Annotated in this window: 26 protein-coding genes; 15 read left to right on the top strand and 11 right to left on the bottom strand. The window is 67.9% G+C overall.

From position 1 onward, the window contains the following. The first annotated feature begins 62 nt into the window (after positions 1-62). The 5 genes from OIE74_RS28655 to OIE74_RS28675 all read left to right on the top strand — a co-directional run bounded on the left by OIE74_RS28655 (position 63) and on the right by OIE74_RS28675 (position 7,658). On the top strand, positions 63-320 hold the full coding sequence (locus OIE74_RS28655; protein ID WP_329388646.1) for a phosphopantetheine-binding protein: 258 nt from the start codon (positions 63-65) through the stop codon (positions 318-320). Next, the gene (locus tag OIE74_RS28660) at positions 307-4,716 is read left to right on the top strand and encodes an amino acid adenylation domain-containing protein (protein ID WP_329388648.1); all 4,410 of its coding nucleotides are present in this window, start codon (positions 307-309) and stop codon (positions 4,714-4,716) included. The genes OIE74_RS28655 and OIE74_RS28660 overlap by 14 nt, the downstream gene beginning before the upstream one ends. Positions 4,717-4,786: 70 nt before the next feature. Further along, positions 4,787-5,836 carry an ABC transporter substrate-binding protein gene (locus OIE74_RS28665; RefSeq protein ID WP_329388650.1) on the top strand — a complete coding sequence of 350 codons (1,050 nt, stop codon included), beginning with the start codon at positions 4,787-4,789 and terminating at the stop codon, positions 5,834-5,836. A 56-nt stretch (positions 5,837-5,892) separates the two neighbouring features. Next, positions 5,893-6,861, top strand: a complete 969-nt coding sequence (locus OIE74_RS28670; protein ID WP_329392475.1) for a FecCD family ABC transporter permease — start codon at positions 5,893-5,895, stop codon at positions 6,859-6,861. Beyond that, complete coding sequence (locus OIE74_RS28675; RefSeq protein ID WP_329388652.1) at positions 6,858-7,658, top strand: ABC transporter ATP-binding protein; 801 nt, start codon at positions 6,858-6,860, stop codon at positions 7,656-7,658. Before OIE74_RS28670 ends, OIE74_RS28675 begins: the two co-directional genes overlap by 4 nt. A 312-nt stretch (positions 7,659-7,970) precedes the next feature. On the opposite strand, the gene OIE74_RS28680 is transcribed toward OIE74_RS28675, so the two are convergent. From OIE74_RS28680 to OIE74_RS28700, 5 genes are all read right to left on the bottom strand, one after another. Then, positions 7,971-9,416 (bottom strand): hypothetical protein, encoded by a 1,446-nt coding sequence (locus tag OIE74_RS28680; RefSeq protein ID WP_329388654.1) that lies wholly within the window; start codon positions 9,414-9,416, stop codon positions 7,971-7,973. Between the two features lie 521 nt (positions 9,417-9,937). Then, entirely contained in the window at positions 9,938-11,089 is a 1,152-nt protein-coding gene (locus OIE74_RS28685; RefSeq protein WP_329392476.1) for a caspase family protein, read from the bottom strand. 2 nt (positions 11,090-11,091) lie between these two features. Beyond that, on the bottom strand, positions 11,092-11,457 hold the full coding sequence (locus OIE74_RS28690; RefSeq protein WP_329388656.1) for an effector-associated constant component EACC1: 366 nt from the start codon (positions 11,455-11,457) through the stop codon (positions 11,092-11,094). Positions 11,458-11,581: 124 nt separating this feature from the next. Further along, positions 11,582-11,860 (bottom strand): tyrosine-type recombinase/integrase, encoded by a 279-nt coding sequence (locus tag OIE74_RS28695; protein WP_329388657.1) that lies wholly within the window; start codon positions 11,858-11,860, stop codon positions 11,582-11,584. A gap of 366 nt (positions 11,861-12,226) precedes the next feature. Beyond that, on the bottom strand, positions 12,227-12,757 hold the full coding sequence (locus tag OIE74_RS28700) for a flavoprotein (RefSeq protein WP_329388659.1): 531 nt from the start codon (positions 12,755-12,757) through the stop codon (positions 12,227-12,229). 95 nt (positions 12,758-12,852) lie between these two features. Here OIE74_RS28700 and OIE74_RS28705 point away from each other — a divergent pair, with 95 nt between their 5' ends. The 9 genes from OIE74_RS28705 (at position 12,853) to OIE74_RS28745 (ending at position 20,324) form a co-directional block, all read left to right on the top strand. Next, entirely contained in the window at positions 12,853-14,031 is a 1,179-nt protein-coding gene (locus OIE74_RS28705; protein WP_329388661.1) for a helix-turn-helix domain-containing protein, read from the top strand. 273 nt (positions 14,032-14,304) lie between these two features. Continuing rightward, a complete protein-coding gene (locus tag OIE74_RS38690; RefSeq protein WP_443076258.1) occupies positions 14,305-14,490 on the top strand; it encodes a DUF6415 family natural product biosynthesis protein in 186 nt (61 codons plus the stop codon). A gap of 332 nt (positions 14,491-14,822) precedes the next feature. Further along, a complete protein-coding gene (locus tag OIE74_RS28715; RefSeq protein WP_329388665.1) occupies positions 14,823-15,185 on the top strand; it encodes an ATP-binding protein in 363 nt (120 codons plus the stop codon). Positions 15,186-15,803: 618 nt separating this feature from the next. Beyond that, on the top strand, positions 15,804-16,211 hold the full coding sequence (locus OIE74_RS28720) for a hypothetical protein (RefSeq protein ID WP_329388667.1): 408 nt from the start codon (positions 15,804-15,806) through the stop codon (positions 16,209-16,211). Between the two features lie 103 nt (positions 16,212-16,314). Beyond that, the gene (locus OIE74_RS28725; protein WP_329388668.1) at positions 16,315-17,337 is read left to right on the top strand and encodes a thymidylate synthase; all 1,023 of its coding nucleotides are present in this window, start codon (positions 16,315-16,317) and stop codon (positions 17,335-17,337) included. Between the two features lie 2 nt (positions 17,338-17,339). Next, complete coding sequence (locus tag OIE74_RS28730; RefSeq protein ID WP_329392477.1) at positions 17,340-17,945, top strand: nucleoside-diphosphate kinase; 606 nt, start codon at positions 17,340-17,342, stop codon at positions 17,943-17,945. Then, positions 17,942-19,120: a radical SAM protein gene (locus tag OIE74_RS28735; protein ID WP_329388670.1), complete on the top strand. Its 1,179-nt coding sequence runs from the start codon at positions 17,942-17,944 to the stop codon at positions 19,118-19,120. Before OIE74_RS28730 ends, OIE74_RS28735 begins: the two co-directional genes overlap by 4 nt. Then, complete coding sequence (locus tag OIE74_RS28740; RefSeq protein ID WP_329388672.1) at positions 19,117-19,719, top strand: 3'-5' exonuclease; 603 nt, start codon at positions 19,117-19,119, stop codon at positions 19,717-19,719. The genes OIE74_RS28735 and OIE74_RS28740 overlap by 4 nt, the downstream gene beginning before the upstream one ends. Beyond that, entirely contained in the window at positions 19,713-20,324 is a 612-nt protein-coding gene (locus OIE74_RS28745; protein WP_329388674.1) for an AAA family ATPase, read from the top strand. The genes OIE74_RS28740 and OIE74_RS28745 overlap by 7 nt, the downstream gene beginning before the upstream one ends. Positions 20,325-20,432: 108 nt before the next feature. Here OIE74_RS28745 and OIE74_RS28750 read toward each other — a convergent pair whose 3' ends face one another. The 3 genes from OIE74_RS28750 to glnA form a co-directional block, all read right to left on the bottom strand. Then, a complete protein-coding gene (locus OIE74_RS28750; RefSeq protein WP_329388676.1) occupies positions 20,433-21,071 on the bottom strand; it encodes a hypothetical protein in 639 nt (212 codons plus the stop codon). Continuing rightward, entirely contained in the window at positions 21,058-21,471 is a 414-nt protein-coding gene (locus OIE74_RS28755; RefSeq protein ID WP_329388678.1) for a hypothetical protein, read from the bottom strand. Before OIE74_RS28755 ends, OIE74_RS28750 begins: the two co-directional genes overlap by 14 nt. 327 nt (positions 21,472-21,798) lie before the next feature. Beyond that, positions 21,799-23,208: a type I glutamate--ammonia ligase gene (glnA, locus tag OIE74_RS28760; RefSeq protein WP_329388680.1), complete on the bottom strand. Its 1,410-nt coding sequence runs from the start codon at positions 23,206-23,208 to the stop codon at positions 21,799-21,801. Positions 23,209-23,504: 296 nt separating this feature from the next. On the opposite strand from glnA, the gene OIE74_RS28765 reads away from it, so the two are divergent. Next, positions 23,505-23,969, top strand: coding sequence for an RDD family protein (locus OIE74_RS28765; RefSeq protein ID WP_329388682.1), 465 nt, complete (start codon positions 23,505-23,507; stop codon positions 23,967-23,969). Between the two features lie 93 nt (positions 23,970-24,062). Here the strand turns inward: OIE74_RS28765 and OIE74_RS28770 are convergent, their stop codons facing one another. The 3 genes from OIE74_RS28770 to lipA all read right to left on the bottom strand — a co-directional run bounded on the left by OIE74_RS28770 (position 24,063) and on the right by lipA (position 26,207). Beyond that, positions 24,063-24,761 (bottom strand): DUF4191 domain-containing protein, encoded by a 699-nt coding sequence (locus tag OIE74_RS28770; RefSeq protein WP_329388684.1) that lies wholly within the window; start codon positions 24,759-24,761, stop codon positions 24,063-24,065. Positions 24,762-24,779: 18 nt separating this feature from the next. After that, a complete protein-coding gene (locus OIE74_RS28775; protein WP_329388686.1) occupies positions 24,780-25,013 on the bottom strand; it encodes an SCO2195 family GlnR-regulated protein in 234 nt (77 codons plus the stop codon). A 228-nt stretch (positions 25,014-25,241) separates the two neighbouring features. Then, positions 25,242-26,207 (bottom strand): lipoyl synthase, encoded by a 966-nt coding sequence (gene lipA / locus OIE74_RS28780; protein ID WP_329388688.1) that lies wholly within the window; start codon positions 26,205-26,207, stop codon positions 25,242-25,244. Positions 26,208-26,253 lie beyond the last annotated feature (46 nt).

The following is a 26,253-nucleotide window of genomic DNA, read 5'->3' on the forward strand; positions in this document are numbered from 1 at the left end:
CCGAGGCCCTGTTGCCGACCCGGCACCCCGTATGTGTCACGCACCCTCGCGAGGAGATTCCTGTGCCCGAACCATTGACTCCCGCCTCGTTCCGGACCGATCTGGCCGAGTTCCTGCACCTCAGCCCGGAGGAGGTGGACCTCGACGAGAACCCCCTCCAGGCCGGCCTGGACTCGCTGCGTATCGTCACGCTCGCGGAACGATGGCGGGCCGCAGGCGCCGACATCGGTTTCGTGGAACTCGCCGAGCGCACCTCCTTCGCCCAGTGGTGGCAACTGCTCTCCGAACGGCTGGCGGGAGCTCCCCGTGCGGACGCCTGACACGCGCGTGGACGAGGCCCGCCTGCTGGCGGCGCAGGAAGGCATCTGGACCGGCCACCACCTCGACCTCGACAGCCCGGCCTACAACACCGCCGAGTACGTCGAGATCCATGGACCGGTCGACACCGCGGTCTTCGGCGAGGCACTGCGCCGGGTCGTCTCCGAGACCCAGGCCCTCAACGTCCGATTCGACACGGTGGACGGACAGCCGCGCCAGATCACCCGGTCCGTCGCGGGCTGGCGACCGCACATCTCTGATCTGACGGACCGGAGCAGCCCGTCGGAGGCGGCCCTGGCGTGGATGCGGCGGGACCTGGCCCGGCCGGTCGACCTGCGTCGCGACCTCGTCTTCGGGCATGCCCTGTTCCGTATCGGGCCGGATCATTTCCTCTGGTACCACCGGGTGCACCACATCGCGCTGGACGGGTTCGGACTCGCTCTGGTGGCCCGCCGCGTCGCGGCCGTCTACACCGCGCTGGTCGGTGGCGAACGGATCGGTGACAGCGGCTTCGGCACCCTCGCGTCCGTCCGGTCGGAGGAGCGCGCCTACCGCGAGTCCGAACGGTTCGCCCAGGACCGGGCCTACTGGGCAGGGCGTTTCGCGGACCGGCCTTCCGTGGCCGCTCTCGCCGAACGCCCCGCCCTTCCCGCCCGGACCTTCCTGCGGCGCGTCACCGATCTCGGAACCGAACAGTCGGCCGCCCTGCGGGCGGTGGCCCAGCGGCTGTCGGTCACCTGGTCCGACATCGTCCTGTCGGTCACCGCCGCGTACCTCCGGCGGGCGACGAACGAGGACGAGATCGTACTGAGCCTGCCTGTCATGGGCCGACTCGGCTCCGTCTCCCTGCGTGTCCCCTGCATGGTGCGCAACATCCTGCCGTTGCGCGTCACCGTGCGTGAAGGAGACAGTCTGCGAGACCTGGCGACCCGCGTCTCCGGCGAGCTGAGATCCGGTCTGCCCCACCAGCGCTACCGCTACGAGCAGATGCGACGCGACCTCCAACTCGTCGGCGGCGGACGGCGGTTGTCGGGGCTTGGCGTCAACATCATGCCCTTCGAGTACGACCTGCGGTTCGCCGGACACCGCAGCACCGTCCACAACCTGTCGGCGGGACCGGTCGACGACATGGCGATCAATGTGTACGACCGGGCCGAGGGCGCGGGACTGCGGATCGCCGTGGACGCGAACCCCGAGCTGTACGCCGAAACAGAACTGACACGGCATCAGCAGGGTTTTCTCTCACTGCTGCGCATGGCGGTGGCGGAACCCGACAGTGCCCTGGGGGCGCCGGCCCGCTCGCGTACGGTCACGGTGCTGGACGGCGGTCCCCTGTCCGGCCCCGCGCGCCCGGTTCTGAAACGCATCGCGGACCACGCGGCGCGGCGCGGAGGCGCCCCCGCGGTCGAACATGACGGCTCACTCCTCACGTACGCCGAACTCTTCGGCTCCGCACGGAGACTCGCGCGACGTCTCACCGCGCGGGGTGCCGGTCCCGGCACCGTCGTCGCCGTCGCGCTCCCACGCGGGATCGACCTGGTCACCACCGTTCTGGGCGTTCTCCTCTGCGGCGCCGCCTACTGCCCGCTGGACCCGCGGGCGCCGGCGTCCCGCACCGAGGCGATGCTGGCTGATACCGAGCCGTCGGTCACCGTGACCACCGGCGCACACGCCATGGCCGTCCCCCATGGCGAGCTTCTGCTCCTCGACCGGGACGAGGACACCCGACCGCCCGTCGCGGACGAACCGGCAGGACCCGGTCCCTTCGCGGGCAGCCCGGGGCCGGACGCTCTCGCGTACGTGATGTACACGTCCGGTTCCACCGGCCGGCCGAAGGGTGTCGACATCAGCCACGGAGCCCTGGCGCACTTCGTCGCCGGAGCCTCGGACCGCTACGGATTGCGGCCCGAGGACCGCGTTCTTCAGTTCGCGCCACCGCACTTCGACACCAGTGTGGAGGAAATCTTCCTCACGCTCTGCGCCGGAGCCACGCTGGTGGTCCGCACGGACGACATGACCGAGTCCGTCCCCCGACTCATGGACGCCTGCGCGACGCTCCGGATCAGCTTCCTGGACCTGCCCACGGCCTACTGGCACGAACTCGCCCATGCCCTCTCGACCGGCTCCACGGTGCTTCCCGACGCGATACACACGGTGGTGATCGGCGGTGAGGCGGCACTGCCCGAACGCGTCGACCGCTGGCGCCGGACGGTCCGACCGTCGGTCCGACTGCTCAACACCTATGGCCCGACGGAAGCCACGGTTGTCGCCACCGTGGCCGAACTGCACGACGAGGCACTCCCCGCACTCCCTCCCGGTGACGTCCCGATCGGTGTTCCACTGCCCGGTACCCGCGCCGCCGTCGTCGGCGACGAGCTCTACCTGCTCGGTGACGCTCTCGCACTCGGCTATCACGGCCGGCGGACCCCGGACGGGGAACGATTCGCCCCACTCGGTCAACTGACCGGCGCACCGCGCGCCTACCGCACCGGCGACCTCGTCCGGCTCGGCGACGACGGACAACTGCGGTTCACCGGCAGGGCCGACAACGAGTTCAAGATCAGCGGACACCGCGTGCACCCCGCCGAGATCGAGACGGCGCTGCTCGGCGACCCGAGCGTGAGGGAGGCGGCGGTCGTCGGAGACGTCCTGCCGGACGGGACCCGCCGCCTCGCCGCGTACGTCGTCACGGAACCCGGCGGCCGGGCGGAGGGCCACGACCGCTGTGCGGCGAGGATCAGAGGGCGGCTGAGAGCGACCCTTCCGGCGGCGGTGATCCCCGCCCTCATCGAGTTCGTCGCGCGGCTGCCCCGCACCAGCTCCGGAAAGATCGACAGGAACGCGCTGGGCGCAGAGGCGCGCGAGAGGCGGGCGACCGTACCGTCGCAGTCCGGCAGTCTCCTCGAACGAGCCATCCAGACGGCGTGGGGAACGACGCTCGGGACGGATGCCGTCTCGCCCCATGACGACTTCTTCGACCTCGGTGGGCAGTCACTTCAGGCGATCCAGGTAGCCAACCGGCTCGGCATCGAGCTGGCCAGGGAGGTACGCGTCGCGTGGCTCTTCGAGTACCCGACCGCGGCGGAACTGGCGGCCTTCCTGACCCGGCGCCAACAGGTCCCCACCGCAGGGCCGTTCGCCGCCTCGTCGCTGTCGGCCTTGCCGCCCTCCGCCTCGCCGCTGTCCGAGACCGCGCGCGACGACGCCGTACTCGATCAGGACATCCGGCCGCGGGCAACCACCCCCGGCGTGCCGTCCTCGCCACGGCGGATACTGCTCACCGGTGCCACCGGCTTCGTCGGCGCGCACCTCCTGGCCGAACTGCTCGCACGTACCGACGCCGAGATCATCTGTCCCGTACGCGCACCGAGCCCTCGCCGGGGATCGGCCCGCATCCTCAAGGCCCTGCGCGAGCTGCGGATCGCCCCGCCCGGGGACCGGGCGCGGATCACCGCGATCCCCGCCGATCTCGCCCGCCCTCGACTCGGCCTGGGAAGCGCCGCGTTCGCGGGCCTCGCCGACGGTTGCGACGCGATCTTCCACAACGCAGCGACAGTCAGCATCATGCGCGAATACACCAGTCTGCGCGGGGTCAACGTCGAGTCCACCCGGCAACTGCTGCGTATAGCCGCCGAGAGAGGGACGCCCTTCCACCTCATATCGACGCTGTCGACCGCGCCGCCGCGGAGTTCGGCGTGCGAAGTGCCCGAAGAGTTCTTTGCGCCGCACAACGGACTCGCCTACGGATACCAGCAGTCGAAATGGGTCGCCGAACGCCTGGCGGAACAGGCCGCGGAACGAGGGCTGCCCGTCTCCGTCCACCGCCTCGGCCGGGTCACCGGAGCACCGGCAACCGGCGTGGTGAACGAACGGGACTTCCTCTGGAGCGTGCTGAGAGCGGGCATTCCCGCCGGGATGCTGCCCGACCTGTTCGAGAGCGAGATCTGGACCCCGGCGGACTATGTCGCGAAGGCCGTCGTCGCGATCTCCCTGGGCACGCCGCCACCGGGCGGCGAGGTCTACCATCACGCCCCGGCTCCGGCTCAGGTGCGGCTCTCCGACGTGTACGCGTGGGTCGGGGAGTTCGGCTACGACGTCAAGCGGATGCCGCTGGACCGATGGCGCGCTCAACTTCCCCGCACGGCCGACGTGGCGGCGACGACTCTCGCCTTCTTCGACTCCTGGGGGACCACGGACGACCAGGAACCGGAACTCGCGATGGGCGGGATCCGCTCGGACAACGCGAACAGGAAACTGAGGGGCACCGGCATCATCTGCCCGCCGATCAGCCAGGACCTCATGTTCCGCTATCTCGCCCGCTGCGTGAGCACGGGAGCCCTGCCCGCGCCGCGAGGGGGCGGTGGTCCGCCGGCCTCCGGCGACGAGCGGGGCGACTGAGGGAACTGGGGCGGCTTCCGCCCCGACTACTCGGACAGAAAATCTGACCAGGCAGCACCAAGGAGCCAGTATGTCCAGGAAACGGCCGGTCGCCATCGCGGTCACCGCGCTCTGTCTGCTCGCGGCCGGATGTGCCGACTCCTCGACGGAGACGGCGGGCGACAAGTCGCCCAAGTCGGGGTCGGGGGCGGGGCCGGGGTCCGGGTCGGGCTATCCGGTGACTGTCGAGAACTGCGGCGAGAAGCAGACCTTCACGAAGGCGCCCGAGCGTGTTGTCGTCATGAACGGCGCGTCCGTCGCCGAGGTCTCCTCGCTCCTCGCCCTTGGCCTCGGCGACCGGATCGTCGCCAACCAGCAGTCGTACGGGAGGTCCGAGGTCAAGGGGCGGGCCGAGGCCATCAAGGCCCTGCCCACGGGCGACGTCAAGCCGAACGAGGCCTACGACATCCCCCGCGAGGCGATGCTCGGGCTGCGTCCCGATCTGGTCCTGTCCATCACCTCGTACGGGTTCGACGCGAAGAACGGGTTCGCCACGCGCGATGACCTCAGCTCGGTGAGCGCGAACAGCTATATCTCGCCCCAGGGTTGCGCCGACGACCCCTCCAGGATGAGCGTCGCCGACAGTCACACACTGCTGCGCGACCTCGGCAAGATCTTCGGCGTGAGCGACCGGGCGGAGAAGCTGATCGCCGAGTCCGAGAAACACATCGGCACGATCTCCGCCAAGGTCGATGGCGAGGAGAAGCCGAACGTCATGGTGCTCTTCTCGAACATGGTCATGGGCGGGAACGACTTCAGCTCGATCGTCGCCAACGGCATCATCAACGACATCCTCACCAAGGCCGGCGGCTCCAACGCCTTCGCGAACTCCTCCAGGAACACCTTCGCCGACCTGAGCAAGGAGAAGGTGGCCGCCACCTCCGTCGACGCGCTCGTCGTCGTCAGCTACAACGACCCCGACCCCGAGGCGTACGCCGAGAAACTGCTCAAGGAGTTCCCCCAGTGGCCGGCCGCCAAGAACAAGACGTACACCGTCCTGTCGGACTCGATCTACCTCGGGCCGAGCAACGACGTGGCGGTGGACAAGCTGGCAAGGACGCTTCACCCCGACGCGTTCTGAACCGGCTTCCCCTGCCGCTGCTCCTGACGGTGCTCCTGGCCCTGCTCGTCCTGGTGATGGTGGTGGGCGTCAGCATCGGGGCGGTCACCATCCCGGTCGGAGAGGTGTGGCGCATCATCCTCCGTCACCTGACGGGCGGCGGTGCGACGGGCGATCCCGCCACGGACCAGATCGTGTGGAACTTCCGCACGCCCCGTGTCGTACTGGCCGCGCTGGTCGGCACCGGACTCGCGATCGCCGGCGTGATCCTCCAGGCGGTGGTGGCCAATCCGCTCGCCGACCCCACCGTCCTGGGCTTCTCCTACGGAGCGTCACTCGGCGCCGTCATCGCCATCACGGCGGCCGGCGGCGCGACACTGGGCGGGCTCGGCGTCTCCTCCGCGGCCTTCGCCGGCGCTCTGGCTGCCGGGGCTCTGGTCTTCGTCCTGGGGCAGAAGAGAGGACGCATGGCACCAACCCGGCTGGTGCTGTCGGGAGTCGCCGTCGGATACCTCTTTCTCGCGGCCACGAGTTTCCTCCAACTGCGGGCGACTCCGACCGAGTTGCGCACCGTCATGTTCTGGATGCTCGGAAGCGTCTCGGGAGCCAGATGGGATCAACTGCCCGTGGTCGCCACGGTCGTCCTCCTCAGCGCCCTCGCTCTTTCGCTGTTCGGCCGCCGGCTCAACGCCCTGCTGGCCGGGGACGAGTCAGCGACAGCGCTCGGCGTCGACGTCCACCGGCTGCGGGGCATCCTGCTGGTGATGTCCGCCCTGGTCACGGGCACGGTGATCGCCGTCGCGGGAGGGATCGGCTTCGTCGGCCTGATGATCCCTCACCTCGTACGGCTCGCCACCGGAGCCGACCACCGCAGACTGCTTCCCCTGACCGCGGTGGTCGGCGCCATATACCTGGTTCTCGTCGACCTGCTGTCCCGCACGCTCAACCGCCCCAACGAACTGCCGCTCGGCATCCTCACCGCCCTGCTGGGCGCTCCGTTCTTCCTGTGGCTGCTGCGCCGCAACAAAGGACTGGACACCGTATGAGACTCACCGTCGAACAGCTCCACATCACCCTCGACCGGCAGCCGATCCTGCGTGATGTGGGCCTGGAGGTGCCCCCGGGCGCGGTCGTCGGCCTCGTCGGCCCGAACGGCAGCGGCAAGTCCACGCTCCTGCGCGCCGTCTACCGCTCCCTGCGCCCCAGGACCGGTGTCGTCCGCGTCGGCGGCGACGACGTCTGGACGCTCTCCTCCCGGGACGCCGCACGCCGGACCGCCGCCGTACTGCAGGACGGCGGCAGCGTGTCGGGACTGAGCGTCACCGAGATCGTCACCCTCGGCCGCACCCCCCATCACGGCCTCCTCGGCCGGGACAGCGCCGACGACCGCCGGGCTGTGGACGACTCCCTCCGGAAATGCGGCGCGGACGTCCTCGCCGACCGCGACTTCGCCTCCCTGTCCGGCGGCGAACGCCAACGCGTCCTCCTCGCCCGCGCCCTGGCCCAGCATCCCGACGTCCTGGTTCTCGACGAACTCACCAACCACCTGGACATCCGGGCCCGCTTCGAACTCCTCGACCTGATCCGCTCCACGGGCACCACGACGCTCGCGGCCCTGCACGACCTCGACCTCGCGGCCCGGCTCTGCGACCGGATCATCGTGCTCGACGAAGGATCCGTGGTGGCGGCGGGGGAGGTCCTCGACGTCCTGACCTCCGAAATCCTGGCCGACGTCTTCGGCGTGTCCGCCAGCGCGGCCCGCCACCCGGACGGAGTCGTACGCATCACTTACGCGGCCGAGCCACTCAACACGAAGCGGCCCACGCGAACGGCGGCCCGATAACCACGGCTCTTCCGAGCCGCGCTCAGGGCGAACCAACGAGGGCCGCTGCCCCGGCTACGGGGTGGCGGCCCTCACGGTCGACTCCGGCTTTTGGATGTCGAAGTACAGCTCGATAAGTCTTCTGACCTGCACAGACCCTCTTGTGAGGAGCTGGCCGATGCACAATCGGTGCACATTGCGAGGAAGGGAAGGGCTCTGCCTGGGCCTGCCGATCGTCCAGGGCACCTGTAGTCGGGTTACGGCCTGCGTGACGTCGGCCGGCCAGTCGCGCCGAGCAGGCGAGCCCCAGCCTCCGGGAGGTCTCAGAGCTCGCTACTGGGCGGCATTGGCGCATGGTGAGTCACTGTCGGGGACGATCTTGATGCGGGCGTCCTCCAGACGGATGCTTGTGTTTTGGTTGGCGGCGGGGTCCCAGAACTCGAGCCGGTCACCGGATTGCCCAAAGATCACCACCGGAATGCTGTGGGGAGGCGGGGCTCCGTAGAACGGCACTTCGCGGGAGGTTGGCTCCACGCACGCGTACTCGGCGCTGACGCCGAAGTAGTCCGGGATGTCGTGGCCGGCTGTGGCGAGCGCGCGGTTCTCCGCGCCACTGTTCGCCGCCGTGTGGAGGATGAGCAGGCTGAACGCCATGCTCATGCCTAGACCTAGGGTCACCGCAGGGGCCCAGGACAGCCATGGCCCTTGAACTCGCAGGGAGGGGGCGAGGAATCGCATCCACCCCAGGTAGGCAACCGGCAGCAGCGCCGTCGCGACGAATACGCATAGCACCCAGAGTCCCGCCTGAATGTTGCCCAGCCCGTCGCTTCCGAGAGTGGGGCGCACACCGAACGGCGACAAATACGCTCGCTGGACGAGTGCCCCGAGCCATGGCACCAGGGGAACCGCGAGGGGCACGGCCAGCGGGACCAGCCACGGAAGCGCGCGATGCGTGGGGGTGCGCCGCACCGCCAGAAGGGTTCCGCCCAGCAGATAGCTCCCGGCCAGGGCCACGAGCGGGCCGCCAACTCGTGGGTTGTCCAAGCCGACCGCGGGCCAGAGCCCGGCACCGAGCAAGCAGATCGCCGTCGCGGTGAAGACGAGCGCCAAGGCTGCCAGGACGTGCCAGCCTCGAGACACCGAGGGGCTGCCGATCTCGTGGACCTCTGGGTCCAGCCGCCGCAGTGCCAGCGGGTGGTGCGAGAATTCGGCCCGAGCGGCTCGTCGTGTACGCGCCAGGCGACGCGGTCGGGGCTCGTCGAGCCCGGTCGGGACGCGGACCAGCCGGACAGTGCCCGTATGCGGATCGTGCCCGCCGGTCCTGATGGCCAGGTGGAGCGCGTGGCTGATCCGTCGACTCAGCGGTCTCCGCTTGCCCCGCAGGTGCCATTCGATCTGTGGTCGCTGGACACGCTCAACAAGGTAGGCGTCGCGACAGTGCAGGGAGAGCTCGGCATTCTGGGCCAGCGTGTCGAGGGTGGCGACCGCCTGTTCGACCGCTGTCTCGCGAACCGCGCGGATGCGGATCTCGAGCACGCGCAGCGTCCAGCTCGCGTCCGTCGTTACCGTGGTCTCCCCGGCCGAAGCCTCGCGTATGGGCCAGCCCATCACGTCGCAGACCTGCTGGAGCAGGTCGAGTTCCTCAGGGTGGTCTAGGACCTCCACGAGGATGCGGATACGCCGGTTGAAGGGCAGCCCGGCCGGGCTCGCAGGCCCCGGGTCCGGCTGGGGGGCGGAACTCTGCCGGACCGGGCCCGGTCCGGAAAACGGAGTGCTCATAGGTGGATTCTGCCGTCACAGCTACTGCACACTTCCCGGCCTTGGCCCATGGTGTCCCACCCGGTCTCAGAACCACGCTGAATAAGGCACACCCCTCCCGTCTCGATTCGGGAATCAGTCAAACCGTCTTGGTCAAGCCGCCTGTCGATACGGCTTGCCGATCGCCAGGTGGGCCTTCTCGGCTGATCACGTCGTCCACAACCGTCGCAAGGAGCAGTCGAGCGCCGCGCGCCGACCAGATCCAGCCGCTATTCCTCATCCGCCGGTTGCCGGTGAGACTCCTCTGTAACACTCCTGCTGACGGACCCAGGCACCGAATCGGGGGTAGGACAGTGGCACAACCGCGAAAGGGGTACTACCGGGCGGCGCACTACGTGCGGCCGACGAACGTATCCAGCAAGGTCAAGATGCCGGCGCTCTGGGTGGTTGTTGTCGGCGTTCTCTTGGTGATCGCCGCTTGGAACACTCTCTTCGGCGATGGCGGCGACAAGACGACGCCGGAGCCTCAGCGCACGGCTCAGTCAGCCACGGAATCGCCGTCCCGTTAGCTTTCGGAAGGCTTGTCCCCAAGGGAACGTGGTGCGGGTGTTCTGGCTCCGGCCATGTGGCTCCTCGGATTCAGATCCTCTTGCAACCGGGGGAGTAGATCGAAGCCGTTCCCAGCACAACTGCCAGTCATTCAGCTGCTCGTCAGGCACTCCGCAGGCGGCTAGATAGACGCCCGTTGTCCGCCATGTCCTGGGCAAATCCTTGCGGTTAAGGAGGTTGCCGACCGTTCCGGGAGCGATCTGCCCGCCGGAGCGGTGGCTGATCGCCGCATGCGTGAGGGAGCTGGCGATGCGCACCTGCCCCAGTGCGTGGAAGAACCCTTCGACGGTGCGGATGGCTGCAGGGTCTGGCCACGTTCGTTGGCCGGCATGCACGTCACTAGGGCTGCTGGACACAGGAGGTCGGCTGAAGGCGGGATTCCAGCCCAGCGCGAGCCGGCCGTTGCTGTTGCGCTCCCGTCCCTGGGGAACGGGGCGACCCTTTGCCGAAAGTGACCTTCGCAGCTCGCGGAAGACAGAGTCGAGCTCCAGCCGCTCGGGGCCTCCTGAGATACCGGAGGTGAGGATGGCGAGCAGCTCGCCGGTGAAAGCGGTGTGGGGTTCCCCGGGTGGGGCGAGCGCCTGACGGTTCTCAGAGGCCGCGGCCAGCAAGTAGCTCCCTTCGACATCGGCTTGGGCAGCCAACTCCGACAGCCCCATCGTTCCCAGAGCCAGTCCGCCGTAGCAGCAGTCGAGAATGACGACCGTTCGTTCCGCTCGCCCCTCCAGCAGAGCGCCACGGAGCCATCCGTACGGAATCCCTGTTTCGACCCTTTGCTGTTTGGATTGAGGCAGCCCGAGATAGAGCTCGCCTTCTGGCGTGACCAGGCCATGCCCCGCGTAGTACACGAGCAGCGTGTCCCTGGCTGCGGCGCTGGCGTCGCGCAGGGAGTCCATGGCCGCTGTCGCGCTGGGCGGGTTGGAAAGCACGATGCAGTCGTCTCTGCCAAGACTCCAGGATGTGGGCCCCATGAGCACCTCCGCCATGGAGTTGAGGTTGTTGGAGACGGCCGGTAGATCTTCGAGGAAGTCGTACGTGCTCGTTCCGATCAGCACCGCCCTCGAAGCGCCGGGATCTGGGAACACGCTCAACCTGCCGAGCCCTCCCCGCCGTTTCGCCGGCTCTCTTGGAGTAGCCGTGTGATTCGTTCGATCTCCTCGTCACTGCAGTCGGTCAAGGCGTCAACGAGATCCTCGTGGCGGACCGTCACGCGCGAGGCTCGTGGGCGTGTCTGCTTCCAAGCGGCAAGCGTGAGAGCAAAGTTCGCGGCGCTCCATCCGTTCTCCGTGACCAACTGCAGGATGTCGGAGACTGCCCCCATCTCGCCCTCGCGCGGCGGTTGCTCGCACATCTCGACGCTGGCAGTACGCCGGATGTCGGGGTCTCGGCGGAGCCAAGTGAGCAGGGAACGGAGTTCGTCGTCCGCCGGCTCGACACGAACCTCAACGCGCATGTGATCCCCCTACTGTCGCGTTCTGGGCGGTGGTGGTCTCAACCATGGTCGGGCACGGTCGGACGCGGAGGGGATGTCTTCGCTCAACCTCTCTGCGGAGAAGCGGGACGAGGCGCAGAAGGGTCTATGCGGCGGCTCGATATCGTCGGCCGATCGCCTTGCGGGCCTTCTCAACCGCTCCCGTTACGCGGTGGACGTACCGGCGGAGAGCAAATGCAGGGTCCTCGTGACCGAGGAGGTCGGCCAGGGTGTAGACGTCCACGCCTTCGTTGATCGCCTCGGAGGCGAAGAGGTGTCGCAGGGCGTGCGGCGGCGGCCTCACCACCGGAACCGCCATCATCGCCGACGGGCTTGGCCACACCAGCCCCTCATTGCTGACCGGGGCCGTCGACTCCCGCCTCATCGCACCGGACCCGGGTAGCCGACCAGGGCGCCGACTTCGTCAAACACGGCATCACCGCGTCCACGGCAGGATTGCGCCCTTTGCCAGTCTTCGAGCGGGACAAGGGACTCTCTCGTCACGCCCGGCGTGCCGCGCCGTTCGGCCACACGACATCAACGGGCAGTCCTGCCGCGCGCGCCTCCTCGACGGTGTCGGCGGTGCCCCCGCCCTTGCCCGACGGAGGAGTCCCGTCCCTACACCGCGACAAGCCGGTCCGCGCGCGTGGGAGCGGCCTGCCTCCGAACCGCGCGGAGAGAGCGCCGTACGGATCTCCCCGGCCTCTCGTTCCGCGTGCTGCCGAGGAGCCAACAGGCGGTGACGGACGCGTCAGCCCGCGACTGCCTTCACCGCGTCCAGCGCCGCAGGCCACGGATACGGCTTCTTCTCGCCGGGCTGGTTCGGCTCGAACCCCCCGGGGCCGTACAACACCCGTACTCCGGCGCCGCGGAGCGTCTCCAACGACCGGTGGAACGCCGGATGCTGCACATACGCCGCGTTGACGCACGGCATCGTCACCAGCGGAATGCTCTTCCCGATACCCTCAGCGACCACCCCGACGACGAAACTCGAAGTGATCCCCAGCGCCCACGAGTTGATCGTGTTGAAGGTGGCCGGCGCGACGAGGATCGCATCCGCTTTCGGCCAGACGTCCGGCTGGCCCGGCAGCTTGTACTCGGACCGGACCGGGCCGCCCGTCCGCTCCTCCAGCGTGGGCAACTGATCACCGAGCCAACGGGCCGCCGTCGGTGTCAACCCGAGACGCACATCCCAACCGCGCTCCTGCGCCTCACCCACCACGTGTCCGATGTCGAACACCGGGGGCGCCGCGCTGCCGAACAGGTACAAGGTCCTCGTCATGCCGTCCAGTCGACCACACACGAAAGCCGGGAACCGGTCGGCTCAGGCCCGGCGCGAGTAACGTTCCAGATGACGAGTCAGGAACGGAGACCCGTATGCGCAAGGACGAGCACACAGGCACTCGCATCGCCGACCAGAGGAAACTCGCCGGGCTGACACAACGCGGCCTCGCCGGGCGCATCCCCTACTCATACAGCCTGCTCCATCAGGTCGAAGCGGGACACAAGAACGCGAGCCCAGACCTCGTGTCGGCCGTCGCCAGGGCACTTCGTATCGACGTCACCGCCCTGACAGGACAGCCTTACGTGACGGAACTCCAGCAGGACCGGCTCGCGGAACTCATCCGCCCCATCCGCGAATCGCTCGACCTTTACGACCTCGGCGCCGACCCCGACCTCCGCCCCCGCAGCGTTCCGGAGTTGATCACTGCGGCGGACGACCTCTGCCGCCAGGTCCGCGCCACCCAGCTCAACAAGGCGGCCACCGCACTGCCTGCGGTTGTCGCGGAACTCACGACCGTCGCGCACCGGAACCCCACGACGGAACTGTGGCGTTCCCTCGCGTCCACCTACCGCACCGCCCACGACATCACGGTCAAGCTCGGCTACTTCGACCTGTCGAGCATCGCCCTCGCTCGAATGGACTGGGCAGCGCAACGCGCCTCCGATCCCCTCCTCGCCGCGGTGCGCCAGTACATGAGGGCCTTGGTCTACTTCCGCGAGGGCGAACACACCATCGGACTCCGGCTCATTGCCGCCGGCCAGAGTCTCATCGGCGACGCCGACGAGACCGTGGAGTCTCTTGCCGTCGCTGGGCAACTTCATCTCGGAGCCACCGTGATCGCCGCACGGGCCCAGGACAAGACGACAGTCAAGACGCACTTGGCGGAAGCGCGGCGACTGGCCGGCCACACGGGCGAGGCGGGTCACGTTCACTGGCTCAGCTTTGGCCCGACCAATGTGCAACTGCACGAAGTGTCGGCGGATGTAGAGCTGCGCCACTATGGCAAAGCGGTCACCGACGCGGCGGCGGTGACGATGCCGAATTCGTGGCCCCTGTCCCGCCGGGCTCACTTCTACGTCGACAAGGCGCGCGCGGAGATGGAGATCGGGCGTACCGAATCCGCGTTGGTAGACCTGGTGACGGCGCGGAAGATGGCCCCGCAGCAGACCCGCTATCACCCTGGGGCGCGCGAGACCATCAAGGGTCTGGTGCACAAGCGCCGCACAACCCCGGACACGCTGGACAGTATGGCCGCGTGGATCGGTCTCTGACAGGTGTCACGCCCGCCCGGCGGGTGTCACTGAAGAGTGACACTTAGCCCCTTCCCCGCGCCGCACGCTGGTGACACCTCATCACCGACGAGCCGGGGAGCACGCCATGGACGAGACCACCTATCCAGCGATGCAGAGTACGTTCCCGCTCGACATCTCCACGATGACCGCAGCGGCAGCCGCCCTGCTCGATGATGACGCCGGGCCTCCTGCCGGCGAAGCACTGACTTCGCTCACTCACTTCGCGGGCACCTCAAGCTGCTCATCCCGGAGTTGGAACAGCGGTGCGACATGGCCGAGCCACGGGACGTGGCATGCGCTGAAGCGGGGATAGGTGAAGCGCAGCGTCACCTGGTAGCCGACCCCAGCTCGCTCGGCCCGGTACGGCACGCCACACTCCTCGCCCGCTCCGTCGCGGCGCTGTGCCGCCACTTTCAGCGCCTGGCGGTACCAGGATGAAGATCATGCCTTCCTGGATCGGCGCCGAGGTCTGCAGGGTGCCGGGCTGAGGCCAGCAAAGACCAACGGCACAACCCCTTGCCCCGAACGGCCAACACCGGAACTGAGCGACCGCGCGGCAGGCGACAGCGGCATCAGAAGCTCGCGAAGTCCCATGTCCCGGTCAGGGCTTGGCCTTCCACGACCTCAGAGGAATTCCTATGCATCCGACGCCTCTGGCACACCGCATTCCCGCTCTCCACTCCCGGCGTTTACCGGCCCGTCTCGGCACGATCCCGGCGGGTGGCGAGACGGGGACCTGGAGAGGGCCGATGAGAAGTGCGCACGCTGCGATGTCGTTCGATGCCGATCCGAGGCGAGTGGAGGCTGCGCGTCGGGTGACGGCGGCTGTGCTGGGGAGGGCTGGCGTCAGGGACCGTGAAGTGGTAGGGACGGTGCAGCTGCTGGTCAGCGAGATCGTCACCAACGCAATCGTCCACGGCCAAGCCAACTCGGTCTCTTTCCACATCACTTGTGACCCCACTGGTGAGGTATTGATCGAGGCGGACGACCACTCGGCCGGTGCTCCGGAAGTACGGAAGGCGGATCCGGACGACGAAGGTGGACGCGGCATGCAGCTCGTCTCTTTCTTCGCCCGTGACTGGGGCCGCAAAGGCACATGCACCTGGTGCACGTTCACCGCCGGGAGCGGCTGATGCACTCCTCCTCGATGGTCCTTGCCGCGACCGGTGGGCGCACAGAACCCCCGGTTGAGCGGTGGTTTCCACCCCTCGATTCCGAGGGTCTCGCCCGCGTCGCCAGCCTGCTTCGTCAGGTGAAGTCGTTGGAGGCGATCGTGGACGACGTTGGTGACGTTCTGGGTGACCAAGATCCCTGCGAGAGCGAGTTCGAAGAGAGCGCCGAGCGCTTGCGCGGCGATCTCCTGCGACTCGTGGCTATCGCCAAGGCCGCTGGGGGCGGGGACGCACAGGTGTGCCGTCTCCTTCAGCGCGCGCCGCGCTGCGCTTCGAGGCCCTCCTCGATGAAGGAAGTCGCATGACGGCCACCACCGCTGGTCCCTGGGCCGCGCGCCGACCCACCCAACACCCAAAGCCCCCCAAAGGCCGCGTCCCGACTCCAACGGTAGCCACGCGAAGGGAAGAGCTTCCTACAGGACAGCCAAGACCGAGGACCGACCGGGATACGGCGGGCGCCACCGGGTGTCGCCACGGCCTGGACAGCACCGCAACTCGCATTTCCTTCTGAGCCTGTTGGCCCGAAACGCCGACCAGGCGCATTCGAAGCCCGCTCACGTACTTCCCGGAGACTCCACCATGCGCACCACGATCGCTGACGCAGACACCGCGACTCTGGTCCAGGAGACCACCGACGCTCTCCGCGCCGCATTCCGTCAGCACGGCCTTGCCGTTCCCGGTCTGTCTGCAGTCGGGGGCACGGTGGAGCTTGGCGAGGTCACTGTCGCCACCGCAGACCGGCTCGCCTGTCTCCTGGGTGCACCGGTGCAGAGGGTCGAGCGGAACCTGGAGGAATGGCCCGAGGTTCGGCAGGTCATGCGCAGACTCGGTGCGGCCTTCACAGCAGCGACTGGCGGCGGCTTTCTCGATCTGTACTTCCACCACGACTGTGTCCGCTGCGACCGCGACGCCGCCCTGGCACTCAGCCGCATCAACGCGCAGGCCGCGCAACGTCTCCTGGTCGCTCTCCGACCGCGAGCGGCGTGACCATGAGCCCACCATCCCGGCAGCCGGTGTGCCGAGCCGATCCGCGGCTTTTTCCAGCGGACCACCAGCCCGGCTCCAGGCTGTGTACCTGAAGGAGGAACCCGTGTTAACTCCACCTGTCTATCCGGACTTTGAGCGCGCGTATCTGGATGTGCTCGGTCATCTGGTGGATCGGTTCGAGTACCGGAACGCACCGCGTGGGAACGCCGCGCGTGAGCGCGTCGGTCTCAGTTTCCAGATCGCCGATCCGCGTGCGCGTCATCCGTATCTGGCCGAGCGGAAGGTCAATCCTGTCTGGCACTTCGCCGAGGCGCTCTGGTACCTCGCCGGTCGCAACGATCTGGAGATGCTCGCGTACTACGCGCCGCATGTGCGGCAGTTCTCGCGTGACGGTCGGACGATGGGCGGCTCCGCGTACGGCTCGCGCATGTTCAACCCGCCCACGGACGACGGCACATCACCGTTCGACCGGGTCCTGGAGCTGCTGCGTACGGAGCAGGACAGCAAGCGGGGCCTGCTGCCGATTTTCACCGCAGACGAGCTGGCCGTGGCCGACAACCCCGACATGTCCTGCGTGGTCGCCCTGCACCTCCTGGTCCGGGAGGGCCGACTCCACATGGTCTGCTACATGCGGGCCAACGACTGCGACCGCGGGCTGCTGTCCGACACGTTCTCCTTCACGATGATCCAGGAGTTCGCCGCCGCACAGCTCGGGCTCGAACTGGGCACCTACACCCATCACATCGGCTCGGCGCACGTCGGCGAGCGTGATGTCCCGCGCATCGGGCGTGTCCTTGCCGAGGCCGAACTCCACGCGCCACAGGCGCGGTTCCCGTTCCCGAGGATGCCTGCCGGCACGTCCTTCTCAACCATCTCCGACCTGCTCGTACACGAGGAGAGACTGCGCAACGGCCGGGGCCGCCTGCAGCCGGAGAAGATCGCGGCGCTCGGCTTCGACCCGTACTGGCAGCAGGTGCTGCTGCTCTTCGAGGTGCACCGGCAGATCCGCCGCTGCCCGGCGGACCCGGTCGAGGAGAGCGTGCTGGGCGCCCTCGATCCGGGACTTCGCTGGCTGGTGGCCCATCGCTGGCCCAAGAGCATGCCCGATATGGGAGCGCGATCGTGACGATGCCCGGTAAGCCGTCCTGGAGCGGCGGTGTGGTCGACGGCGTCGACTGGGACCGGTGGACGGTGATCCTCTGCAAGCCGGACTGCGCCGAGACCGGCCTCACCGACCGGGTCCTTGAGCGGATCGCCGCCTGCGGTGTCGCCGTCCTCGGCCGGCTCGACCTTACGGCGAGGGCGTGGCAGGCCCACGTGCACTACTGGGACCTGCTGGTGGACGCCGACTGGTTCACCGACCGGGACATTCCCACCGCGCTCGATGCCCTGTACGCCGACAAGCCGGTGACCGTCGCCCTCGCCCACGGTGATGCCGGTATCCACGGCAGAGTGCGGGACCTGCTCGGTCACTTCGACCCCACGCAGGCCGCCAAGGGCACCATCCGCGGGGACCTCGGCCGCGACAGCCTGGAAGAGGCGCTCGTCGGCGGCCGGCTGGTGAACAACCTCGTGCACACCTCGGACGACCCCGACGCCGCGCGCCGGGACTTCGGCACCTGGTACGGCGCCCGCCGCCGCAGGCTGCTCACCCCACCCCCGCAACACCCACCGCACCAACGTGCGGCAGCCGAGCACCCGCTCCGGCACACCCCCGACTGGAGATCCGCATGAACACACCCGTCGCCCCGTTACGCCGTGCCCTGCCCATCCTGTTCTCGGACCAGATCGGCGGGCTCAAGCCGGAACTCGCCGACGTGATCGAGTACCGCAAGTCGGGGCTGTCGCTGAACTGGATCGTCGGCTGCTCGCTGGAGTGCGGATACTGCGTCCGGCATCTTTTCGACAACTTCGAGATGAAGGCCCCCCGCCGCCTCATGAGCGACGAGGAGGCCGTCACCCGCCTCGTCGGGCACCCGTACTTCCGGGCGCACAAGACGCCCGTCCAGCTCCTGAACCGGGCTACGGACCCCATGCTCCCCATCGTCAAACCGCACGTGTTCAACGTGCTGCGGGCCCTGGATGAGCGGGGCCTGACCAACCACGTACTGATCATCACGCGATGGCGGGTGACGCCCGAGGACTGCGCCGTCCTCAACAGCTTCACCCACCCGCGCCTGACCGTGCTCGTCACGCACTCCAACATCGCCGACCCGGCGATCGAGCCCGTTGACTCGACCATCGCCGCACGCAGCCTGCGCACCTTGTACGAGCACGCCGAGCGCTACCGCACCGTCCTGTACTGGCGTCCGATCGTGCCCGGCCTCAACAATTCCGCCGCCGACATCGAACGGGCACGGGAACTGTCCCGGCACGCGCACGCGACCGTCTTCACCGGCCTGTTCTTCCGCGATCAGATCGCCTCCTACTACCAGGCACACGGCCTGCCGATCCCCTACGACGAGACAGCCCGGCGGAAGATCATGCCCGAAGTCTCCGAGCAGCGGATCCTCGACGCCTTCCAACAGGACGGCACGTGGGGGGCGTTGTTCCGCAAGACGAGCTGCGGGGTGGCGTACGTCCACGGAGAGGCCGACTACAACGGCCACTTCGGCATCCGGGAACTGTGCGACATCTGCCCCGAGACCCAGATCGCGCGGTGCCAGGCGGCCTGGGTCAAGCCGGATCCGGCCACCGTCACGGCCGAAGCCCAAGCACTAGGCGCGACGGGCGCGGTGGAGGTCAACGACCGTGCCATCGTCGTGGAGGGACTGGACGAGCCGCCGCGCTACTACCTCCAGCACGGCTTCGGCTACCAGTGCCACGACCGCACCAAACCCCATCACCACCGCCGGCACGGCCGGGCCCCCATCGGCTGGACGGCGGAGAACGGACCCACCCCCGCATGAACTTCTCCTCCTGGCCCCCGCTCCTCGTGGTCGACGTCGAAGGCAACGGCGCCAACCTGCCCGACCTCGTCGAAGTCGCCGCACTCCCCGTACGCCAAGGCAGCCCGGACACCAGCACGGCCGGGGCGTGGCTGACCAAACCCCGGCACCCCGTGACCCCGTTCGCCACACGCGTCCACGGCCTGAGCAACGAGCGCCTGGATACCGAGCCGGTCTGGGAGGAGATCGCCGACCAGGTCGGCACGCTGCTGGGCACCTCGTGGATCTGCGCCCACAACGCGCACGTCGACCACCGGGTGCTCTCCGCACACCTCCCGGCATGGCGGCCGGCCGGAGTCCTCGACACCCTCCGCCTGGCCAAGGCCACCTACCCCGGCCTGCCCAAGTACTCGCTCGATGCCCTGATCGAAGACCTCCGGCCGGACCTGACCGCAGCCCCCGCACATCGCCACCGCGCCACCTACGACGCCTACGCCACCGCCCAGCTCCTGATCCTCATGGCCGACCGGTACGACACCTGGGACCAGCTCGTCGCCGCGGCCGTGCCGCCCGGCCTGCCCGGAGCCCCCGAACCAGACAAGGACCCCACCCTGTGGTGACCAACCCTCAGCCCATCCGCATCGGCGTCATGGGCACCCACTCCACCGGCAAGACCACACTCCTCAAGCGCATCGAGATGGAACTACGCGCCCATGGAATCCCCGTTGCCCGCACCGGCCGGCTCGGAAAACGAGCCGCACTCGCCGGCCTCCCGAAGATGCAGCACCACACCGCCACCTCCACCGAATGGATCATCACCCAAGGCATCGCCGACGAAATCGCCGCAACCGCCCACCCCGCCCCCGAACCAATCCAAGTCCTCCTCGCCGACCGCGCACCCTTCGACGCCCTCGCCTACTTCCACGCCGCCCAGCAATGGCGACACGAAACCCCCGACCCCCTGGAGCAAGAACGACTACGCCTCCTCGCCTCCACCCAGACCCCGAAATACCACCTGCTCCTTGCCACAGTCCTCGACCCGGCACAACCGGTCGAGAACAAGCACGACTACGACGCCCACTACCGCGCGCTGGTCGACCACCACACGCACACGCTCCTCGCCGAAGACAAGATCCCGCACCAGCGCATCACCAGCGACCCCAACAGCCAGGCACACGCCATCGAACTGGCACTCCAACTCTGCCTCAACCAGGCCACGCCATAAGCATCATCCGGCAGGCAGTATCACCATGACCACCTCGGCCTCAGTTCAGGAACCAAAGCTGGAAAGAGGGACGCGTCGGCAAGCCGGCAGAGACTTAGGGCCCGTGACCTATGTCTCGTACTTCTCCGTCGCGGCCCGAGCCGACTTCGCGTTGGAAGTTGCGTTGAGACGGGCTACCTGCGCGCGTTGCGAGACTTCGCCCCCGAAAGAGGACCATCCGAAGAGAGAAGCGAGCAGTTCGGCTGCAACAGCCGCTGCTGTTGTCAGCGCTGCCATCACCCCGCACATGGACGCGGGGGGCCTAGCAACCCATCGGCCTCGGCTTCTTGCAGCCGCGATGGCGCATTGCTCCGACCAGAGCTCAAGAACCTGAGCGAGACGGGCGAAGCAGGCTGCCGCCGCAGCCAAGCAAATATAGAAGCTAGTGAGCCCTCCGCCGATGCGCGCAGCGATACCAGGAGGCGGTCCTTCGTCGCTCCAAGGCCAACCCATGACGGAATAGACGACGGCCAGACCGGCCGAAGCGGCTATCCATGCAGACCCGAGCAGATACTCCAGGCGGCCCTCGTAGTCATCCTCCTCTTCCTTGTCATCCTGCTTGGGCTGTTGTTTAGTCGACGCAGGTTCGCCGGACGTCTTTTTTCCTGAGGGCGGAAGAATGATCTGCCAAAAGCCACCGTGGACGTCGCCGCCCACAAACGTGCCGGAGCCGTGGTTGTGCTGTTCCCGGTGCTCAGCGTCCGCCATCTGACGCCCCGTCGTAGTTGAATGTCACGCCACCGTGCACGTCACCACCGATGAACGTGCCAGTGCCAGTGTTGTGTTGGTTCCAGACATTCGAGACCGGCGGGTCAGGCACTGCGAGTTCGTCCACCTCGCTCATGGCGTCGCGGTGCTCGTCGAGATAGTGAGCGATGAGCTGTACCCAGGCAGTCGCTGCGAGCGCCTGAGCTTCTGGAGAGAGCGAGGTGAGCTGCGCTGCGGTGTCATCCACTGCCTGGGCAGCGGCGCGCTGTTGATCCGGGGCCGCCCGGCGGAAGAAACGCGCAACTCTCAAGCGCATCTTCTCGGAGCCCGATGTGGCTATGGCTGCGACCAGCGTGCCAGCTGCACCAGTGGCCACAGCCATTAATTCGGCGTCGTACATGATCGATATCTCCCCATCCGTGATGACGTGCCCCAGCAGAACCTACCGGGCACCACTGACACTCCGAGGGGACAATCCGCAGTCAGTGGCCTCTGGATAGTGCCGCCGCACACAGCGACCGAACAAACCAACGAGGGCCGCTACCCCGGCAACGGGGTAGCGGCCCTCGCAGTGGTTATGACGTCGCGTCAGGGAATCGGTCCGGCGGTGCACACTCGGTGCACAAGGGGGTGGAAAGCTAGCAGCTACCGTGAGAACTGGTGAGAAGCGTTCTCGCAGGTCAGCGCTGGTTGTGAGCCTTCCGCCCAAGTGGCCGGACTCCGCAGTCTAGATGTCGAAGTACAGCTCGAACTCGTGCGGGTGCGGGCGGAGTTGGATCGGGGCGATTTCGCTGGTGCGCTTGTAGTCGATCCACGTCTCGATCAGGTCCGACGTGAACACGCCGCCCGCCTGGAGGTACTCGTTGTCCGCCTCCAGGGCGTCGAGGACCGCCGGGAGGGAGGTGGGGACCTGGGCCACGTCCGCGTGTTCTTCCGGGGCCAGTTCGTAGAGGTCCTTGTCGATCGGCTCCGCCGGCTCGATCTTGTTCTTGATGCCGTCCAGGCCCGCGAGGAGCAGGGCCGAGAAGGCCAGGTACGGGTTGGACGACGGGTCCGGGGCGCGGAATTCGACGCGCTTGGCCTTCGGGTTGGAGCCCGTGATCGGGATACGCATCGCCGCCGAGCGGTTGCGCTGCGAGTAGACCAGGTTGACCGGGGCCTCGAAGCCGGGGACCAGGCGGTGGTACGAGTTCACCGTCGGGTTCGTGAACGCCAGCAGCGACGGCGCGTGCCTGAGGATGCCGCCGATGTAGTAGCGGGCGGTGTCCGACAGGCCCGCGTAGCCCTGCTCGTCGTAGAACAGCGGGTCGCCGCCGGCCCACAGGGACTGGTGGACGTGCATGCCGGAGCCGTTGTCGCCGAAGATCGGCTTGGGCATGAAGGTCGCGGTCTTGTTGTTGCGCCAGGCGACGTTCTTCACGATGTACTTGAAGAGCATCAGGTCGTCGGCCGCGGCGAGCAGCGTGTTGAACTTGTAGTTGATCTCGGCCTGGCCGGCGGTGCCGACCTCGTGGTGCTGGCGCTCGACGTCGATGCCGACGCCGTCCAGCTCCAGGGAGATCTCCGCGCGCAGGTCGGCGAAGTGGTCGACCGGCGGGGTCGGGAAGTAGCCGCCCTTGTAACGGACCTTGTAGCCGCGGTTGTCCTCGGTCGAGCCGGTGTTCCAGGCGCCGGCCTCGGAGTCGATGTGGTAAAAGCTCTCGTTCGACGTCGTGTTGAAGCGCACGTTGTCGAAGACGTAGAACTCGGCCTCCGGGCCGAAGTACGCGGTGTCCGCGATGCCGGTGGAGGCGAGGTACGTCTCCGCCTTCTTGGCGATGTTGCGCGGGTCGCGGCTGTACTGCTCACCCGTGATCGGGTCGTGGATGAAGAAGTTGATGTTCACCGTCTTGTCGCGACGGAAGGGGTCCACCCGAGCGGTCGACAGGTCCGCGCGAAGCGCCATGTCCGACTCGTGGATCGCCTGGAAACCGCGGATCGACGAACCGTCGAAAGCAAGCTCGTCATCCGGGTCGAACGCCTTCGCCGGGATCGTGAAGTGCTGCATCACGCCAGGCAGGTCGCAGAACCGGACGTCTACGAACTTCACGTCCTCGTCAGCGATGAACTTCCTGGCGTCGTCGGCGTTCTGGAACATCCAGCTCCTCCTCCTCCCGTCCCCGGGGAGGGGCGGGGGTCTATCGCTACTGGTCGTGCGGCCAGTGCGGTGGCACACGCAGGACCCGACCATAGGTATGCGGGATTTCTCAAGCATGACCCATTTGTTTCGCCGAAGTTAACCGGCCCGGGTGTGCCGCGTTCCACAGACCGGCCACGGCGGCCTGAAACAGCCCTGCCGTCGGCAGAGCACGGCGGGCCGTCCACGCCCGCACCTCTTGTCTCTCTTGTACCCCGGGACCTGGTCCACGTACCCCCGCGCAGTACCGTGGTCGGGTGGACAACAGGCAAGCAATCGGATCGTGGCTCTCCGGACCCCGCGCGACGGCCGAGGAGATGGGCACGGACTTCGGGTACCGGGGCGAGCGCCTCGGACTGCCGAAGGAAGGCCCCGGTTCCGCCGCCCCCGCCGGGCGGCGTTTCGGCGCGCTCTTCCTCGACTGGGCGCTGTGCATGCTGATCGCGTACGGGCTCTTCGCCCAGAACGCCCAGTCCGCCTCCAACTACGCCCTCGGCGTTCTCCTCGTACTGAACATCCTCACCGTCGGCACCGTCGGCTGCACCCCCGGCAAGCGCCTCTTCGGGCTGCGGGTCATCTCCGAGAACCGCGAGCGGCTCGGCTTCGGGTGGGCCGTGGTCCGCAGCGCGCTGCTCTGCCTCGCCCTGCCCGCCCTCATCTGGGACCGCGACGGGCGCGGGCTGCACGACCGGCTCGGGCGCGCCGTCCAGGTCAGGATCTAGTACATTTAGTTACAGAGAAGTCCCCAGGACACCAGGACATAGGAGAGGGCGGCGACGGAACTCGCGTTCCGCCGCCGCCCTCCATACGTTCGTTCAGCGCATCTTTCCGCCGCGCGGCATCCGCATGCCCTTCGGCATCGGGCCCTTAGGCAGCGGCATGTTGCTCATCAGGTCACCCATCGCCCGCAGCCGGTCGTTGGCCGCCGTCACCTGGGGGCCGGAGAGCACCCGGGGCAGCTTGAGCATCGTCGTACGGACCTTCTTGAGCGGTACCTGGCCCTCGCCGTCACCCACGATGATGTCGTGCACCGGCACATCGACGACGATGCGCGCCATCTTCTTCTTCTCGGCCGCCAGCAGGCTCTTCAGCCGGTTCGGGTTGCCCTCGGCCACCAGGACGATGCCGGCCTTGCCGACCGCGCGGTGGATCACGTCCTGGCTGCGGTTCATCGCGACCGCGGGGGTGGTGGACCAGCCACGACCCACGTTCTCCAGCACGGCCGCCGCCGCTCCCGGCTGGCCCTCCATCTGCCCGAAGGCAGCACGCTCGGCGCGGCGTCCGAAGACGATCGCCATCGCGAGGAAGGCCAGAATGAAGCCCAGAATGCCGAGATAAATGGGGTGACCGACCAGAAAGCCGATCGCGAGGAGGACGCCGAAGGTCACGATGCCCACGCCCGCGAGGACGAGACCGACCTTCTTGTCGACCCGTCGGGTCATCTTGTAGGTGAGGGCGATCTGCTTCAGTCGCCCAGTTTCCGCCGCAGTGTCTGCGTTTTCCTTCCTCGCCATAACCGAAGTTTACGTGGCTCAGGAAGGACGGCCCGACACGGCCTCCAGTACGTGCTGCGTCTCGTCCCGGTCCTTGGCCCTGCGGCGGTCCTCAAGGACGGCGGTCCAGGCGTTCCTGCGGGCTGTGCGCTGGCCGCCGCTCATGAGAAGCGACTCCATGGCGCGCAGGGCGGTGGCGACGGAGGGCAGGGCGTTGGGGCGGCTGGCTGCCGCCATCACCTCGGTGACGGGTCGTACCGGCGCGGCCTGCATGGTGGCTGTTCCTCCTGGGAACGAGTGCGAGTGCGGGGTGAGGTGTGCTTGACAACGAGGGTTACTCCTCGGTGTTACCAGTGCGTGACCAAGCGGTCAAACGGCCGTGAATGCCCGAAGCCGTACCTCGGAACGCCGCCGCGGCCCGTACTCGGCCCCTTACCTGCGGGGAGAGTACGGGCCGCGGCAATGCGGCCGTTACTGTCGAGTAGCCACTTGTGCTCGGATTCACACCGCCTGGCGGACGGTGTCCGCGCCCCGGCGCTCCGTCGCCTGCTGGAACAGGCGCCCCGCGCGGTACGAGGACCGGACCAGCGGCCCCGACATCACACCGGAGTAGCCGATCGCGTCGGCCTCGTCCTTCAGCTCCACGAACTCGTGCGGCTTCACCCAGCGTTCGACGGGGTGGTGGCGCGGGGAGGGCCGCAGATACTGCGTGATCGTGATCAGCTCACAGCCCGCGTCGTGCAGGTCGCGCAGCGCCTCGCTGACCTCTTCACGGGTCTCGCCCATACCGAGGATCAGATTGGACTTCGTGATCAGGCCGGCCTCACGGGCCCGCGTGATGACATCGAGGGAGCGCTCGTAGCGGAAGCCGGGGCGGATCCGCTTGAAGATCCGCGGCACCGTCTCGACGTTGTGCGCGAGCACCTCGGGGCGCGAGGAGAAGACCTCGGCCAGCTGCTCGGGCTCGGCATTGAAGTCGGGGATGAGGAGTTCGACCTTCGTACGGCCGGCCGGGCGATCGGCGGTCTGCGCGTGGATCTGGCGGACGGTCTCCGCGTACAGCCACGCGCCGCCGTCCGCCAGGTCGTCGCGTGCGACGCCGGTGATCGTGGCGTAGTTCAGGTCCATCGTGACGACGGACTCGCCGACCCGGCGCGGCTCGTCGCGGTCCAGCGCCTGGGGCTTGCCGGTGTCGATCTGGCAGAAGTCACAGCGCCGTGTGCACTGGTCGCCGCCGATGAGGAAGGTCGCCTCGCGGTCCTCCCAGCACTCGTAGATGTTGGGACAACCGGCCTCCTGGCACACGGTGTGCAGGCCCTCGCCCTTCACGAGTTGCTGCATCTTGGTGTACTCGGGCCCCATCTTCGCCCGGGTCTTGATCCACTCGGGCTTGCGCTCGATGGGGGTCTGGCTGTTCCGGACCTCCAGGCGCAGCATCTTGCGTCCGTCGGGTGCGACAGCGGACACGTCCGGCACCTCTCTCTGCTGGCGCGGCATTCGAATCTTCGGTGAA

It is taken from the genome of Streptomyces sp. NBC_01716 (genome assembly GCF_036248275.1).
Taxonomy (GTDB): domain Bacteria; phylum Actinomycetota; class Actinomycetes; order Streptomycetales; family Streptomycetaceae; genus Streptomyces.